Below are 15874 nucleotides of genomic sequence, written 5' to 3' on the forward strand. Positions count from 1 at the left end.
CGAGGGCGCCGTTTTTATTTATCTGGCAGGACAAAACCAATAGCTCTTTTTCGCAATGGGGCAGGTTGCTCCGTCAAACCTTTGAGTGTTCCAAAGATCTGCTGAAGCTGTTGTAGTGTACTGTTTTCAAACTCGCCCTGGCGCGCAGCCAACGCCGAAAGTTGAGCTTCCATCTCTACCAGCCGAGCAGCCAAGAGTTTGTCCGTCATAAAAGCTTCCCTCAAGCGCACGAATGAGCGCACCACATAAACTCCTGTCTGGGTTGCTTGCGGCGAACCAAGAATATTTGCACAAACGGCAAGGTCTTGGCGTATTTCAGTTTCGCGAGGTGGTCGCAATTTGCGACCACCTCGGCTTTCTCCTCTGCGGTCAAAACAAACATAAAGTCTGAAGGAAAACGATCCAAATTACGCTTGACCTGCTCGTTCAGGCGTTTGGTAGGCACACCGTAAAGCAATGCAAGATCGGCATCGACAATGACTTTTTGCGATCGGATGAGCATTATTCGCTTCTCGATTGCCAGCAAGGACGTAGCAATTGGAGCAGATGGGGACGTAGCAGGCTTCATCGCGGACTCCGGCAGGCAGGCTCCGTGACATTAGCCCGCCACCACGGCAGTCGGCATGACGAAAATCAAACTATCTGGTCAGCGGATGATCGTTCAGCCAGGCTTGCAAGCGGTCGGCGGTGTCGGGCGGCAGGTGCAGGCCGAGCTTGGTGCGGCGCCAGAGAATGTCCTGGGCGTTGCGCGCCCATTCGTAGCGGCGCTGGTACTCCACTTCGGCTTCGTACAGGCCCGGCGCGATTTCCTCGCCCATGGCGGCCAGGTCGGCGCGCTCGCTCAGCAGCGTGTGCAGGCGGGTGCCGTAGGTGCGGCAGTAGCGCGCCACCAGCAGCGGCGGCAGCCAGCTGTAGCGCGCCTGCTGCGCGCGCGACCAGCTGTCGAAGTCCAGCACCGAACGGTTGCACGGCTCGGCGCCGAACAGGTCGCCGCCCGGCAGGCAGGCGTTGTGGGTCCAACCGCCCTGGCGCTTGTCCAGCGCCTTGGCGATGTGGTCCACCGCCTCCTCCGCCAGCTTGCGGAAAGTCGTGATCTTGCCGCCGAAGACGCTCAGGATCGGCGGCCCGTGGCTGTCGATCTCCAGCCGGTAATCGCGCGTGACGGCCTTGGCGTCGGCGCCATCTTCCACCAGCGGCCGCACGCCCGAGTAGGTCCACACCACGTCGGCCGGCACGATGGGCTGGGCGAAGTACTGGCTGGCCAGCTGGCACAGGTACGCGATCTCGTCCTCGCCGATGGCGACCTGGTTGGCGTCGCCGTGATAATCCAGGTCGGTGGTGCCGATCAGCGTGAACTCGCCCTCGTACGGAATGGCAAACACGATACGGCCATCCTTGTGCTGGAAGATGTAGGCGTTGTCATGCTCGAAGATGCGCTTGACGATGATGTGGCTGCCCTTGATCAGCCGCAGGTGCCCGCCGCCCTCCTTCGGCAGCGTGGCGTGCAGCAGGTCGGCGGTCCACGGCCCGGCCGCGTTGACCACGTAGCGCGCGTTGACGCGGATCTGGCCGCAGCTGGGCTTGAACAGCGTGGCCTCCCAGTCGGCCGCCTTGCGTTCCAGTTTGGTGCAGACCGCCTGGGTCAGGATGGTGGCGCCCTTTTCGCTGGCGTCGATGGCGTTCAGCACCACCAACCGCGCATCGTCGACCCAGCCGTCGGAATAAATGAAGCCGCGTTCGAATTCCGGCTTCAGCGGCTTGCCGGCCGCATGGCGGCGCAGATTGATGCCGGCCGACGCCTGCAGCAGCTCGCGCCGCGCCAGCTGGTCGTACAAAAACAGCCCGGCGCGTATCATCCACGCCGGCCGCTGGCCCGGCGCATGCGGCATCACGAAGCGCAACGGCCACATGATGTGCGGCGCGGCGCGCAGCAGCACCTCGCGCTCGATCAGCGCCTTGCGCACCAGGCTGAACTCGTAATACTCCAGGTAGCGCAGGCCGCCGTGGATCAACTTGGTGGACGCCGACGACGTATGCGCCGCCAGATCGTCCTTCTCGCACAAGACGACCGACAGCCCGCGTCCCGCCGCATCACGGGCAATCCCGGCGCCGTTGATGCCCCCGCCAATCACCAGGACGTCGCAATCGAGTATGTGCTGGGGTTCCGCCATATGGTCCCTTTGGATGTATATACCTGTACGTTACGTCAAGTGACGCCAAGTAACAATAGGCTTGATCTATAATCGCCCATACTTCTGCATTCAACGGATAATGTTTTGACAACGACTAGCACCCTGTCCCAGTGGCTGACCCGCCGTAACCTGATCCGCGCCGCCATCGCCGCCGGCCTGGCCGCCCTGGTGGGCGGCGGCCTGCTGCTGGCCTACCTGCTGCTGTACGTGGCGCCCAACCTGCCCTCGCTCGACACCATCACCGACTACCGGCCGAAGATCCCGCTGCGCGTCTACACCGCCGACAACGCCCTGATCGGCGAATTCGGCGAAGAGCACCGCGACTTCATCCCGATCAAGGACATGCCGGAGCTGATGAAGAAATCGCTGCTGGCGATCGAGGACAAGCGCTTCTACGAACACCACGGCATCGACTGGGTGCGCGCCATGGGCGCGGCCAAGGCCAACCTGGGCGGCGCGCTGCGCCAGGGCGGCTCCACCATCACCATGCAGGTGGCGCGTAACTTCTTCCTGACGCGCGACAAATTCTTCAGCCGCAAGCTGACCGAAGTGATGCTGGCGATGAAAATCGAGGCGGCGCTGAACAAGGACCAGATCCTGGAGCTGTACATGAACCAGATCTACCTGGGCCAGCGCTCGTTCGGCTTCGGCAGCGCCGCCCAGACCTATTTCGGCAAGCCGCTGAAAGACCTGGACGTGGCGGAAACCGCGATGCTGGCCGGCCTGCCGCAAAATCCCGCGCGCCACAACCCGGCCGTCAATCCGAAACGCGCCAAGCAACGCCAGCAAGTCGTGCTGAAAGCCATGCGCGACCTCGATTACATCACCGAAGCGCAGTACCAGAAGGCGATGCACGAAACGCTGCACATCAGCCGCAAGGGCCAGGACTTCGACGTCCACGCCGAATACGTGGCCGAACTGGCGCGCCAGACCGTCTACGCCCAGTTCAAGGAAGAGTCGTACACCAGGGGCATCAGCGTCTACACCACGATCCTGAAGGCCGACCAGAAGGCCGCCTACGAATCGATGCGCCGCAATGTGCTGAACTACGACCAGCGCCACGGCTACCGCGGTCCGGAAGCGGTGATCACGCTGCCAGCCAACGAGGACGAGCGCGACGACGCCATCGAAGAAGCGCTGCAGAAGCGCCCGAGCAGCGACGGCCTGATTCCGGCCGTGGTGCTGGACGCCGGCCCGAAAGCGGTCAAGGTGCAGAATCCGTCGGGCGAGGAAATCACCATCAGCGGCGACGGCCTGCGCCTGGTCGCCGGCGCGCTGAGCGACAAGGCCAAGGACACGGTGCGCCTGCGCGCCGGCGCCGTGGTGCGCATCATGCAGGGCGACAAAGGCGGCTGGTCCATCAGCCAGGTGCCGCAGGTGTCGGCGGCCTTCGTCTCGATCGATTCGGTCACCGGCGGCTATCACGCGATGGTGGGCGGCTTCGACTTCAACCTGCAGAAGTTCAACCACGTGACGCAGGCCTGGCGCCAGCCCGGTTCCTCGATCAAGCCGTTCGTGTATTCGGCGGCGCTGGAGCGCGGCTTCTCGCCGGCCACCATCATCAACGACGCGCCGCTCAACCTGACCGGCGCCGAAACCGGCAACGAAGCCTGGTCGCCGAAGAACGACGACGGCAAGTTCGATGGCCCGATCAGCATGCGCACGGCGCTGTCGGAATCGAAGAACGTGGTGTCGGTGCGCATCCTGCGCGCCATCACCGTGCCGTATGCGCACAGCTACCTGGGCAAGTTCGGCTTCGACCTGGCCAAGCATCCGAAGAACCTGACCATGGCGCTGGGCACCGGCTCGGTGACGCCGGCGCAGCTGGCCGGCGCCTACTCGGTGTTCGCCAACGGCGGCTACTCGGTCGAACCGTATCTGATCGCCAAGATCGTCGACGGCGACGGCAAGGTCATCTCGGAAGCCAAGCCGCGCGAAACGCTGCCGGACGACGCCCGCGTGATCGACCCGCGCAACGCCTACGTCACCGACTCGATGCTGCGCCAGGTGACCCGCACCGGCACCGGCGGCGCCGTGGCGCGCCTGGGACGCCCTGACCTGGCCGGCAAGACCGGCACCTCGAGCGACGCAGTCGACGGCTGGTTCGCCGGCTACGGCGGCGGCATCGTGGCCGTGTCGTGGATGGGCTTTGACGACTCGCGCTCGCTGGGCGGCAAGGAATTCGGCGCCACCGCGGCGCTGCCGATCTGGATCGACTACATGAAGGTGGCGATGCAGAGCCGTCCACCGCAGGAACGTCCGCTGCCGGCCGGTCTGACGCAGGTGGATGGCGAGTGGCTGTACGACGAGTTCACCGGCGATGCCGCGCGTCATACGCTGGATATGGATGATGTGCCGCCGGGCGCCGAGAACGTCACGCCGGGCGAGCCGCTGGTTCCGGCGGCTCCCGCAGCGCCGGCGCCGCCTGCGACGCCGAACGCCGAGAACATCCAGCCGGTGCCGACCGGTCCGAAACGCTAAGACGGCACCCCAAGGTCAACAGCGGGTCAAGGTGTTGGTTTTCTGCGGCGTGTGCGGGAATCGCTAAACCCGCACACCGCAGGCAGGGGTCTGACCCCGTACGGGGTCAGACCCCATTCTCTGGGGTTGACACCGCCAGGTAGCCGCGCATCATGCGCACGGCGCTGTCGGCGAAGCGGTCGGGGTCGACGTCGGCGGCGCGGTACTTCCAGCGCTTGACGTACCAGTCCTGGAACATGGCCAGGATGTGCGCCGCCACCAGGTCCGGACTGCCGCGCGGCGTCGCGATCTGGGCGACGGCGCCGGCAAACAGCGACTGCACATACAGCTCCGATTCCTTCGCCGTGCCGCGCTGCTCCGCCTGCAGCACGCGCGAATCCATGAAGACGAAGTAAAACCACGGCTGCAGGATCTCCGACACATAAATCGACGCCCGCATCAGCGCCTCGATGCGGTCGAGTGGATCGGCGATGTCGGCAAACATCTTCGGCACCTCGTGCGTGGCGTGGCGCACCACGTCCTCGATCATCTCCGCCAGCTGGTCCTTGCTGCTGATGTAGCCATACAGACCGCCCATCGACAGCCCGGTCTCGCCGCACAGGTCGCGCAAATTCATTGCGCGGAAGCCGACCTCGTTGGCCAGCTTGAAGGTAGCGTTGAAGATTTTCTCCAGGTTCTCCAGCGCCGGCTTGCGGCGCTTGACCGTGATGCGGTCGGCATAGCGGTCGAGCAGATAGGCCCAGATATTGACGCCGTCAAGCGGCGTCATGGCCTGGAATTGTTGGAAGTTGAAGTGGGCCGGCAAGGTTGTCTCTATGGTTTATTTTTGATTATGATTATAGCGCAGGCATTTGCGCATGCTCACGGGGCCAGCAAATTGGCTCCCGGGGCCGTGCGTGCGGACTGCAAGGCCTGATCGCCGGTGCTACATTTTGTAACCGGGCCGCGCCCGGACACGACAACAATACCACCACCGGAGACCACCATGAGACAACGCACCATGCAGTGCCTGGCCCTGTTCCTGATCCTGTTCACCGCCCTGCCGGCGCCGTCGTCGGCGGCCGGCTACACGCAGACCAAATACCCGATCGTGCTGGTGCACGGCCTGTTCGGCTTCGACAGCGTCGGCCCGGTGGACTATTTCTACGGCATCGCCCCGGCGCTGCGCAGCGGCGGCGCCGATGTCTACGTGACCTCGGTATCGGCCGCCAACAGCACCGAGGTGCGCGGCGAGCAGCTGCTGTTGCAGGTCAAGCAGATCCTGGCCGCCACCGGCGCCAGCAAGGTCAACCTGATCGGCCATAGCCACGGCGCGCCGACCGCGCGCTATGTGGCGTCGGTGCGGCCGGACCTGGTGGCGTCGGTCACCAGCGTGGGCGGCGTCAACAAAGGCTCGCGCGTGGCCGATGTGCTGATCGGCGCGGTGCCGGACGTGACCTACAGCGTCGCCAACGCGGTCTCGGGGCTGATCAGCTTCCTGTCCGGCAGCCCGACCCTGCCGCAGAATGCGCGCGCGGCAGCGACCTCGCTCAGTACCGCCGGCACCGCCGCGTTCAACGCGCGCCATCCGGCCGGCGTGCCGACATCGGCTTGCGGCGAAGGCGAGTACCAGGTGCGCGGCGTCTACTACTTCTCGTGGAGCGGCGCGCAGCCGTACACCAATGTGCTGGACGCCAGCGATCCGGTGCTGGCGCTGACCGCGCTGGCCTTCAACGGCGCCAGGAACGATGGTCTGGTCAGCAGCTGCTCCAGCCACCTGGGTCGGGTGATCCGCGACGACTATGCGCTGAACCATCTGGACGAGGTCAATCAGCTGATCGGCATCACCAATCTGTTCGAGACCAATCCGGTGACGCTGTATCGCCAGCAGGCCAACCGCCTGCAGGGACTGGGGCTCTGATGCGGGCCATGCTGCGCGTTGCCGCGCTGGTCGCGGTCGCGGCCGGCGGCGGCTGGCTGCTGGCCGCACGCCACGAGGCGCCGGCGGCGCCGGTTGCCGCCGCCGATGCGGACTACTTCGCCTTTGTGCGCTCGGCCGCCGGCACGCAGCCGGACGGCGCGGTGCGCGCCAGCGCGGACGACAGGCTGGACGTCAACGCGGAGCTGGCCTATCTGTTCGATTACTACCTGGCCGGCCTCGGCGAGCGGCCGCTGGACGAGATCCGCAGCGAGATCATCCGCGAGCTGGATCGTCGCCTGCGTCCCGTGCCGGCGGCCGAAGCACGCCGCCTGCTGGACGCCTACCTGGCATACAAGCGCGCGCTGGTGGACGTCGAGCACGGACTGCCGGCGCAAGCCGATCCCGCGCAACGCGCCCGCGCGCGGCTGACGGCGATGCAGCAACTGCGCGCGAACTACTTCAGCAACGCGGAAATCGCCGGCCTGTTCGGCGCCAGCGACGCCTACGACCTGGACGCCATCGCGCGGCTGGAAATCAACCGCGATGCAGGGTTGAGCGAAGCGCAGCGCATGCAGCAACTGGCCGTGCTCGACGCGCGCCTGCCGCAAAAAGCCCGGGAAGAAAAGGAGGCGCCGACGCGCGTGATCCGGCTGGAGGAAGCCGTCAGCCAGGCCCGCGCGAAAGGCGCCGACGACAACGAAATCTACCGCATGCGCGCCGCCGCCCTGTCGCCCGCCGCCGCCGCGCGCCTGGCCGACGTCGACCGCGAAGAAGCCGACTGGCAGCGCCGCATCGCCGTCTACCAGGCCCAGCGCCGAACCACCACCGACGAAGCCGCACGCCAACAACTCCGCGACGCCGCCTTCAGCGCCGACGAACAGAAACGCCTGCCCGCCTATGAATGATCAGTGCACGTAGCGGGCGATGTAATAGATGCCGCCGACCACCAGCGAGGCGAAGCCGTAGAGTTTCCACATATGGCTCATCATTGTCTTCTGCATATCCAGTTGCCCGGCGAGGATGTCAACGCGAAGCTGCGCCAGCGCGGCATCGATATACTCCCGCTGCTTGGCTAGTGCGACGTTAAATTCGTCGCGCTGCTTCGCTAACGCAGCATTAAATTCTTCTTTCTGCTTGGCTAACGCGGCATTAAACTCTTTATTCTGCTTGGCCAAAGCGGCATTAAACTCTTCTTTCTGCTTGGCCAAAGCCGCATTGAACTCTTCCCGCTGTTTCACCAGCGCGGCACGCCATTCCTCTCGGTGTCTGGCGAAGGCCGCGTGAAAATCTTCCCGCAGCGCTCCCTCTGCTGCCTTGAACTCCAGTTTTTGATCGTACAGCAGCGTCAGAATGCGCTGCACATCCTCTTTGGTGGCAAAGCTGGTTCGTATGACGGCCACGTCTGTCTCCACTGCCGCGATGCGCTTTTCGATCACTGCATCATAGGCGCTGCGGGCGGCATTTTCAACGCGCTCGTTTTCATTGGTGTTTGGCATGGAAGCTCCTGAAGGACGCTATCGATGAGCTTCCAAACTACCACCCGCGGCAGCCACCCGATTGAGCTGCGTCAAACGAAAAAAAGCAGCCGCGAGGGCTGCTTCAGGGTGCTGCTGTGCCAGATAGTGGCTTGCTTTATTGTTGGTTAGAACTCTTCCCAATCGTCGGCCGAGGCCGTCGCCATTTGCTTGGCGGGCGGCTTGGCGGCGGCCTTGGCCGCTGTCGATTTCAAGGCCGGCCGTGGCGCCGATGCCGATGCCGATGCCGCGCGCGGCGCGCTGGCGGCGACCGGCGTGCGGCGCACCGCCATCACCGGCTTGCGCAGCGCCTGCGACTCCTCCATGCGGAACACGCTGACCACCTCCGCCAATCCCGCCGCCTGCTCCTGCAGCGAGGCCGCCGCAGCAGCAGCTTGCTCCACCAGCGCCGCGTTCTGCTGCGTCACCGTGTCCATCTGGCCCACCGCCATATTGATCTGGTCGATGCCGGTGCTCTGCTCCTGCGTGGCCATGCTGATCTCGCCCATGATGTCGGTGACGCGCTGCACGCTGGTGACGATCTCGCCCATCGTCGCGCCAGCCTCTTCCACCAGCTTGCTGCCGGCGCCGACCTTCTCCACCGAATCGCCGATCAGCTCCTTGATCTCCTTGGCCGCCGCCGCCGAACGGTGCGCCAACGTGCGCACCTCGCCCGCCACCACCGCAAAGCCGCGTCCCTGCTCGCCGGCGCGCGCCGCTTCCACCGCCGCATTCAGCGCCAGGATGTTGGTCTGGAACGCGATGCCGTCGATCACCGCGATAATGTCGACAATCTTGGACGACGAGGCATTGATCGAATCCATGGTCTCGACCACGCGCGCCACCACATCGCCGCCGCGCTGCGCCACGCCGGAGGCCGACGCCGCCAGCGTATTGGCCTGGCGCGCATTGTCCGCATTCTGCCGCACGGTCGAGGTCAGTTCCTCCATCGACGACGCGGTCTCCTCCAGCGAACTGGCCTGCTCCTCGGTGCGCGACGACAGATCCAGATTGCCGCTGGCGATCTCGGCCGACGCCGTCGCAATCGTGTCCGTGCCGCTGCGCACCTGGCCGACGATGCGGATCAGGCTATCGTTCATCTCCTTCAGCGCGCCCAGCAGCTGGCCGGTTTCCTCCCTGGTCGCCACCTCGATGCGGCTGGTCAGGTCGCCCGACGCCACCGTCTGCGCCACGCGCACCGCCTCGTTGATCGGATTGGTGATGGCGCCGGCGATATACACCGCGCAGCCGATCGCCACCGCCGCCGCAATCAGCGCCGCAATCAGCATCGCCCACTCGGCGCTGCTGACCGCCGCCATGCCGTCCTGCACGCTGGCGTCGGACACGCCTTCATTCAGGCGCTCGATTTTCATCAGCGTAGCCTCGGCCTTGCGGAACAGCGGGCGCGACGGATTGAACACCTGGTAGAACTCGCCGAACAAGGCATTCTGCGTCTGCTCGTCCTTGTTGGCCGCCAGCTTGGCGATGATGGCGCCGAGCTTGTCGTCGGCCGCCTTCCACTCCGCCCACTCGCCGGTGAACTGCTTCCACAGCACCGACTCCTCGGCGGTCTGCGGCAAGGGCTCGTAGCGCTTCCAGCCGCGGTCGATATTCGCCCAGGCCTTCTTGCGCATCTCGATCGCCTCGGCGAACTTGTCCTGCGCCTGATACTCGTGCGACCAGGTGCCCACGTACAGCGTGGCGGCCGACACCGCGGTCTGGCCTTCGCTCATCACCAGCAGCCCCTGGATCGACGGCAACCGCACCACACCGATTTCATTCACCGCTCCGCCCACCTTGACGATGCCGCGATACCCGGCCGCGCCCACCACCAGCAGCGCCACCATCATGATCGCCACCAGCGTCGCCAACTTCCACTTGATGAGTAAATTCCTGAACATCCCCGCACTCCCGCCAGTGGCCGTTAGTTAGAATTGGTGAATATTGATTCTGTCCAACTAATATGCGGCCCCGACAATGTGTGCGTCAATCACATTCGTCGCGGGTGTGGCGCGCCACGCACAATCTCAGACGGCGATGACCTTGTTGCGGCCGGCGCGCTTGGCGTCGTACATGGCGGCGTCGCCGGCGGAAATCAGGCGGATCAGGTCGTAGCTGTGGTCGTCCGAGCACACCACGCCCATGCTGGCGGTGTAGCGAACCGACAAGTTATCCAATTCGACAACCTCCGATTCGATGCGCGCGCGCAGGCGCTCGGCCACCTTCAGCGCCGCCTCGCGGTTGACGCCGTCGAGCACCAGCACGAATTCCTCGCCGCCGAAGCGCGCCAGCAAATCGTGCGGCCGCAGTTCCACCTTGACCAGCCGGGCCAGATGGCGCAGCACCTCGTCGCCCACCGGATGGCCGTGGGTGTCGTTGATGACCTTGAAGTTGTCGACGTCGATCATGATCACCGCCAGGCTGCGCGCCGCGCGCAGGGCGCGCAGGCCGACGCGCTTGCCCTGAATCTCCAGGCCGGCGCGGTTCAGCGCCCCGGTCAGCGCATCGAGCGTCGACAGCCGCCGCAAGCGCTCGGCGTAGCGCCACATCACCATCTGGATCAGGCCGAAGGCGATGCAGATCTGCGCCAGCGGTATCGCCAGCGTGCTCAGTCCCATCACCAGCGAGCTGGTGGTGTCGGCCGGGTCGCCATGCAGCAGCATGTGCACGCCGCGCAGGAACAGCGCCAGGCCCAGCAGGCTGAAGCCCGCCAGGCTGATGCCGCTGACGCGCCACACGCCGTGCCGCGCCACCACCGCCGCGCACATCCAGTTCAATAGCGCAAAGTAAAAACCGCTGAAGCACAGCCGCGCGCGCAGGCTAGGCGCCACCAGCGTGAAGTAGGCGGGGATCAGCAGCGCGATGCCGACCAGGGCGGCGATGAAGGTCCATGACAGGCTCGCCGAACAGTGCACGCGCAAGCCGCGCAGCACCAGGCCCAGGCCCAGCGCGATAACGCCGTAGCCCAGCACGCCGTGGACCAGCACCGGCAGCGTCGCCGTGCTGCTCAGCGCCAGGCCGATGCAGGTCACCACATTGCCGCCGGCCCACCAGCGTTGTTCGGGCGGACTTTCGGTATAACAGGCGGCGGCCACCAGCAAGGCGGTGGTCAGCACCGTCACGCAGACTTGGACCAGCAAAAGAGTATCGAGATTCAGCACAACAGCATCCGTGGTAATGAAGTGTCAATGTAGCGCAGTGACCGTCTGGAGGCAATGATTAAATTGCAGAAAAGAAATCAAAACAGGGCGCGGGCCGAATCGGTTACAGTAGCGGTCATCATCCACTGACCGCAGTCCCATGCCCTATCCTATCGAGCACAAGCTGGTGATCGGCATCGCCTCCAGCGCCTTGTTTGACCTGACCGCCTCGCACCAGGTGTACCTGGAGCACGGTCCGGAAGCCTACCGCAAGTATCAGGAAGAACAGCTCGCCACCGTGCTCGACAAGGGCGTGGCCTTCCCCTTCATCCGCCGCTTCCTCAGCATCAACCAGCACCATCCGCAGACGGCGCCGGTGGAAGTGGTGCTGTTTTCGCGCAATTCGCCGGAGACCGGCCTGCGCGTGATGAATTCGATCGCCCACTACGGCCTGGACATCTCGCGCGCCTGCTTCCTGACCGGCCAGTCGCCCTACACCTACCTGCCCGCCTTCAACACCTCGCTGTTCCTCAGCGCCAACGAGGAAGACGTGCGCAACGCGCTGGCCGCGCACTACCCCGCCGGCCTGGTGCTGCCGTCGCGCACCGAGGACGACGAGGCCGACGGCGAACTGCGTATCGCCTTCGACTTCGACGGCGTGATCGCCGACGACGAATCTGAAACTATATTCAAGCGCAACAACGACGTCGGCGAATTCCACGCCCACGAAAGCGCGCGCGTCGCCATCCCGCACCAGCCGGGACCGCTGGCCGACCTGTTCCGCAAGCTGTCGGCCATGCAGCAGCTGGAGGAAGACGCGCAACGCGACGATCCGTCGTACAAGAAAATCCTGCGCATCGCCATCATCACCGCCCGCAGCGCGCCGTCGCACGAGCGGGTGGTGACGACGCTGAAAAGCTGGGGCGTGTCGGCCAACGAAACCTTCTTCCTGGGCGGCATGGAAAAAGCGCGCGTGCTGAGCATCTTCAAGCCGCATATGTTCTTCGACGACCAGTTGAGCCACCTGCAATCCCCGGCCGGCAACATCCCGATGGTGCATATCCCGTTCGGCGTCGCCAACCGCTAAACCGGGGGCAGTTCGTCTATAATGTCGGCAGCGGCATTGCCACCCGGCGATGCCGGGATAACCGTTGAATGTGTGTTGTGTCGTCAGCCTTAACTAAATCCATTCCCAAACCCGGCAACCGTTTTGCCCTGCCCGCGCTGCACGGCTCGGCGGATGCTTACGCCCTCGCGCAAATCGCGCTCGAACTCAAATCCCGTGGCCAGATGCTGGCGGTGGTCGTGGCCAACGCCAGCGACGCCCAGCGCCTGCTCGACGAAATCCCGTGGTTCGGCGGCGCGCAGCTGCGCTGCCACCTGCTGCCGGACTGGGAAACGCTGCCCTACGACGCCTTCTCGCCGCACCAGGACCTGGTGTCCGAGCGCCTGGCGACGCTGCACGAAATCTCCAGCGGCCAGTGCGACGTCATGCTGGTGCCGGCCACCACCGCGCTGGTGCGCATGGCGCCGCCGTCGTTCCTGGCCGCCTACACCTTCTTCTTCCAGCAGGGCGAATCGCTGGACGAGGCGCGCCTGAAATCGCAGCTGTCGCTGGCCGGCTACACCCACGTGACGCAGGTGATGTCGCCCGGCGAATACTCGGTGCGCGGCGGCCTGATCGACCTGTTCCCGATGGGCTCCGCGCTGCCCTACCGCCTCGACCTGTTCGGCGACACCATCGAAACCATCCGCACCTTCGACGCCGACACCCAGCGCTCGCTGTACCCGGTCAAGCAGGTGCGCCTGCTGCCGGGCCGCGAGTTCCCCATGGACGAAGCCTCGCGCACCGCCTTCCGCAGCCGCTGGCGCGAACACTTCGAAGGCGATCCGTCGCGCGCCGTGATCTACAAGGACATCAGCAGCGGCATCGCCTCCGCCGGTATCGAGTACTACCTGCCGCTGTTCTTCGACCAAACCGCCACGCTGTTCGAATACCTGCCGCAAGGCGCCGTGGTCGCCACCGTCGGCGACATCGAAGCGGCCATCAAGCGCTTCTGGACCGACACCAATTCGCGCTACCGCTTCCTGAAGGCCGACCGCGAACGTCCGCTGATGGCGCCGGAAGAGCTGTTCCTGTCCGACGAACAGTTCTTCGTGCTGGCCAAGCCGTACCCGCAGATCGCCATCCGCAACAACCCGGACGCCGGCGCTTCCGAGCTGTCGGCGCCGGTGCCCAACATCGCCGTCAACCGCCATCTGGAAGACCCGCTGACCAATCTGCGCGCCTACCTGATGCAGTCCGGCAGCCGCGTGATGATCTGCGCCGAATCCAACGGCCGCCGCGAAACGCTGCAGCAGTACTTCAACGAATACAACCTGGAACTGGCGCCGGTCGAAGGCTTCGACGGCTTTATCGCCTCGGACGCCAAGCTGGCGCTGGGCGTGGCGCCGCTGCACGCCGGCTTCGAGCTGTCGCTGCCGAAGGCGAATCTGATCTTCATCACGGAGACCGAGCTGTATGCCGGCTCCGGCCGCCGCGTCGGCAAGAAAAAGCAGGAAGCCGTCACGCAGGTCGAATCGATGGTGCGCGACCTGTCGGAGCTGAAGATCGGCGATCCGGTGGTGCACATCAACCACGGCATCGGCCGCTACATGGGCCTGACCACCATGGACCTGGGCGAAGGCGATGCCGAATTCCTGCACCTGGAATACGCCAAGGAGACCAAGCTGTACGTGCCGGTCTCGCAGCTGCACGTGATCTCGCGCTACTCCGGCGCCTCGCCGGACGACGCGCCGCTGCATACGCTGGGTTCCGGCCAGTGGGAAAAAGCCAAGCGCAAGGCCGCCGAACAGGTGCGCGACACCGCCGCCGAACTGCTGAACCTCTACGCCCGCCGCGCGCTGCGCCAGGGCCATTCGTTCGAATACTCGGCGCACGACTACGAGCGCTTCGCCGACAGCTTCGGCTTCGACGAAACGCCGGACCAGCAGGAAGCCATCAACAACGTCATCAAGGATATGACCTCGGGCAAACCGATGGACCGCCTGGTGTGCGGCGACGTCGGCTTCGGCAAGACCGAGGTGGCGCTGCGCGCCGCCTTCATCGCCGTCATGGGCGGCAAGCAGGTCGCCATCCTGGCGCCGACCACGCTGCTGGCCGAACAGCATGCGCAAACCTTCGCCGACCGCTTCGCCGACTGGCCGGTGCGCATCGCCGAAATGTCGCGCTTCCGCACCGGCAAGGAGATCGCGCAGGCGATCAAGGGCATGGCCGACGGCACGCTGGACATCATCATCGGCACCCACAAGCTGCTGTCGGACGACGTCAAGTTCACGCGTCTCGGCCTGGTCATCATCGACGAGGAGCACCGTTTCGGCGTGCGCCAGAAGGAAGCCTTGAAATCGCTGCGCGCCGAAGTCGACGTGCTGACGCTGACCGCCACGCCGATCCCGCGCACGCTGGGCATGGCGCTGGAAGGCCTGCGCGACTTCTCGGTAATCGCCACCGCGCCGCAAAAGCGGCTGGCGATCAAGACCTTCGTGCGCAGCGAAGGCGAATCGATCATCCGCGAGGCCTGCCTGCGTGAACTGAAGCGCGGCGGCCAGGTCTACTTCCTGCACAACGAGGTCGAGACCATCCAGAACCGCATGGCGATGCTGACCGAGCTGCTGCCGGAAGCGCGCATCGCCGTGGCCCACGGCCAGATGCACGAGCGCGACCTGGAAAAAGTGATGCGCGATTTCGTCGCCCAGCGCTACAACATCCTGCTGTGCACGACGATTATCGAAACCGGTATCGACGTGCCGACCGCGAACACCATCATCATGCACCGCGCCGACAAGTTCGGCCTGGCGCAGCTGCACCAGCTGCGCGGCCGCGTCGGCCGTTCGCACCACCAGGCCTATGCCTACCTGCTGGTGCACGACGTGCAGTCGCTGACCAAGCAGGCGCAGCGCCGCCTGGACGCCATCCAGCAGATGGAGGAACTGGGCAGCGGCTTCTACCTGGCCATGCACGACCTGGAAATCCGCGGCGCCGGCGAAGTCCTCGGCGACAACCAGTCCGGCGAGATGACCGAGATCGGATTCCAGCTATACTCGGACATGCTGAACGAAGCGGTGCGCTCGCTCAAGGCCGGCAAGGAGCCGGACCTGGCGGCGCCGCTGGCCACCACCACCGAAATCAATCTGCACGTGCCGGCGCTGCTGCCGGCCGATTTCTGCGGCGATGTCCACGAACGGCTATCGATTTACAAGCGCATGGCGAATTGCGCATCGCAAGGCAAGATCGACGACTTGCAGGAAGAGCTGATCGACCGCTTCGGCAAGCTGCCGGAGCCGGTGAAGGCGCTGATCGAAACGCACCGCCTGCGCATCGCCGCCAAGACGGTGGGCATCATCAAGATCGACGCGCATACCGAGGCCGCCAACCTGCAGTTCATGGCCAAGCCGCCGATCGACCCGATGCGCATCATCGAGCTGATACAGAAGAATCGCCAGATCAAGCTGAATGGACAGGATAAACTGAAGATCACCGCCGCCATGCCGGACCTGGCGGCGCGGGTGACGCAGATCAAGGCCGCCATCAAGCAGCTGACTCCTTAAACATACTATCAAGCATACTCACTATCATCGACGCACATG

General features: G+C 64.8%; 12 protein-coding genes. 5 read left to right on the forward strand and 7 right to left on the reverse strand.

The window, feature by feature from the left end:
- Positions 1-14: 14 nt before the first annotated feature.
- The 3 genes from GJ698_RS06780 to glpD form a co-directional block, all read right to left on the reverse strand.
- Positions 15-209: a hypothetical protein gene (locus GJ698_RS06780; protein WP_154356856.1), complete on the reverse strand. Its 195-nt coding sequence runs from the start codon at positions 207-209 to the stop codon at positions 15-17.
- Positions 210-220: 11 nt separating this feature from the next.
- The gene (locus tag GJ698_RS06785; protein ID WP_154356857.1) at positions 221-568 is read right to left on the reverse strand and encodes an ORF6N domain-containing protein; all 348 of its coding nucleotides are present in this window, start codon (positions 566-568) and stop codon (positions 221-223) included.
- 70 nt (positions 569-638) lie between these two features.
- Positions 639-2171 carry a glycerol-3-phosphate dehydrogenase gene (glpD, locus tag GJ698_RS06790; RefSeq protein WP_154356858.1) on the reverse strand — a complete coding sequence of 511 codons (1533 nt, stop codon included), beginning with the start codon at positions 2169-2171 and terminating at the stop codon, positions 639-641.
- A gap of 105 nt (positions 2172-2276) precedes the next feature.
- Between glpD and GJ698_RS06795 the strand changes: the two genes are divergently transcribed.
- Positions 2277-4673: a penicillin-binding protein 1A gene (locus GJ698_RS06795; protein ID WP_229259865.1), complete on the forward strand. Its 2397-nt coding sequence runs from the start codon at positions 2277-2279 to the stop codon at positions 4671-4673.
- Positions 4674-4779: 106 nt separating this feature from the next.
- Here the strand turns inward: GJ698_RS06795 and GJ698_RS06800 are convergent, their stop codons facing one another.
- Positions 4780-5478: a TetR/AcrR family transcriptional regulator gene (locus GJ698_RS06800; protein ID WP_229259866.1), complete on the reverse strand. Its 699-nt coding sequence runs from the start codon at positions 5476-5478 to the stop codon at positions 4780-4782.
- Positions 5479-5658: 180 nt separating this feature from the next.
- Here GJ698_RS06800 and GJ698_RS06805 point away from each other — a divergent pair, with 180 nt between their 5' ends.
- Both GJ698_RS06805 and GJ698_RS06810 read left to right on the forward strand, forming a co-directional pair.
- A complete protein-coding gene (locus GJ698_RS06805; RefSeq protein WP_154356859.1) occupies positions 5659-6573 on the forward strand; it encodes a lipase family alpha/beta hydrolase in 915 nt (304 codons plus the stop codon).
- Positions 6573-7478: a lipase secretion chaperone gene (locus GJ698_RS06810; RefSeq protein WP_154356860.1), complete on the forward strand. Its 906-nt coding sequence runs from the start codon at positions 6573-6575 to the stop codon at positions 7476-7478. Before GJ698_RS06805 ends, GJ698_RS06810 begins: the two co-directional genes overlap by 1 nt.
- On the opposite strand, the gene GJ698_RS06815 is transcribed toward GJ698_RS06810, so the two are convergent.
- The 3 genes from GJ698_RS06815 to GJ698_RS06825 all read right to left on the reverse strand — a co-directional run bounded on the left by GJ698_RS06815 (position 7479) and on the right by GJ698_RS06825 (position 11227).
- Entirely contained in the window at positions 7479-8069 is a 591-nt protein-coding gene (locus GJ698_RS06815; RefSeq protein WP_154356861.1) for a hypothetical protein, read from the reverse strand. It lies immediately after the preceding gene.
- A 146-nt stretch (positions 8070-8215) separates the two neighbouring features.
- Positions 8216-9988 (reverse strand): methyl-accepting chemotaxis protein, encoded by a 1773-nt coding sequence (locus GJ698_RS06820; RefSeq protein WP_154356862.1) that lies wholly within the window; start codon positions 9986-9988, stop codon positions 8216-8218.
- A 126-nt stretch (positions 9989-10114) separates the two neighbouring features.
- Entirely contained in the window at positions 10115-11227 is a 1113-nt protein-coding gene (locus GJ698_RS06825; protein ID WP_154356863.1) for a GGDEF domain-containing protein, read from the reverse strand.
- 160 nt (positions 11228-11387) lie between these two features.
- Between GJ698_RS06825 and GJ698_RS06830 the strand changes: the two genes are divergently transcribed.
- Both GJ698_RS06830 and mfd read left to right on the forward strand, forming a co-directional pair.
- The gene (locus tag GJ698_RS06830; RefSeq protein ID WP_154356864.1) at positions 11388-12314 is read left to right on the forward strand and encodes a 5'-nucleotidase; all 927 of its coding nucleotides are present in this window, start codon (positions 11388-11390) and stop codon (positions 12312-12314) included.
- 68 nt (positions 12315-12382) lie between these two features.
- On the forward strand, positions 12383-15835 hold the full coding sequence (gene mfd / locus GJ698_RS06835) for a transcription-repair coupling factor (protein WP_154356865.1): 3453 nt from the start codon (positions 12383-12385) through the stop codon (positions 15833-15835).
- The last annotated feature ends 39 nt before the right edge of the window (positions 15836-15874 follow it).

Origin of the sequence: Duganella aquatilis, assembly GCF_009674565.1 — a bacterium.
Classification (GTDB): Bacteria; Pseudomonadota; Gammaproteobacteria; order Burkholderiales; family Burkholderiaceae_D; genus Rugamonas; species Rugamonas aquatilis.

What these genes read in the sequence shown, in the direction of transcription:
- GJ698_RS06780 (WP_154356856.1), bottom strand. Translation starts at nt 209, where the DNA reads ATGACGGACAAACTCTTGGCTGCTCGGCTGGTAGAGATGGAAGCTCAA.
- GJ698_RS06785 (WP_154356857.1), bottom strand. Translation starts at nt 568, where the DNA reads ATGAAGCCTGCTACGTCCCCATCTGCTCCAATTGCTACGTCCTTGCTG.
- glpD (WP_154356858.1), bottom strand. Translation starts at nt 2,171, where the DNA reads ATGGCGGAACCCCAGCACATACTCGATTGCGACGTCCTGGTGATTGGC.
- GJ698_RS06805 (WP_154356859.1), top strand. Translation starts at nt 5,659, where the DNA reads ATGAGACAACGCACCATGCAGTGCCTGGCCCTGTTCCTGATCCTGTTC.
- GJ698_RS06810 (WP_154356860.1), top strand. Translation starts at nt 6,573, where the DNA reads ATGCGGGCCATGCTGCGCGTTGCCGCGCTGGTCGCGGTCGCGGCCGGC.
- GJ698_RS06815 (WP_154356861.1), bottom strand. Translation starts at nt 8,069, where the DNA reads ATGCCAAACACCAATGAAAACGAGCGCGTTGAAAATGCCGCCCGCAGC.
- GJ698_RS06820 (WP_154356862.1), bottom strand. Translation starts at nt 9,988, where the DNA reads ATGTTCAGGAATTTACTCATCAAGTGGAAGTTGGCGACGCTGGTGGCG.
- GJ698_RS06830 (WP_154356864.1), top strand. Translation starts at nt 11,388, where the DNA reads ATGCCCTATCCTATCGAGCACAAGCTGGTGATCGGCATCGCCTCCAGC.
- mfd (WP_154356865.1), top strand. Translation starts at nt 12,383, where the DNA reads ATGTGTGTTGTGTCGTCAGCCTTAACTAAATCCATTCCCAAACCCGGC.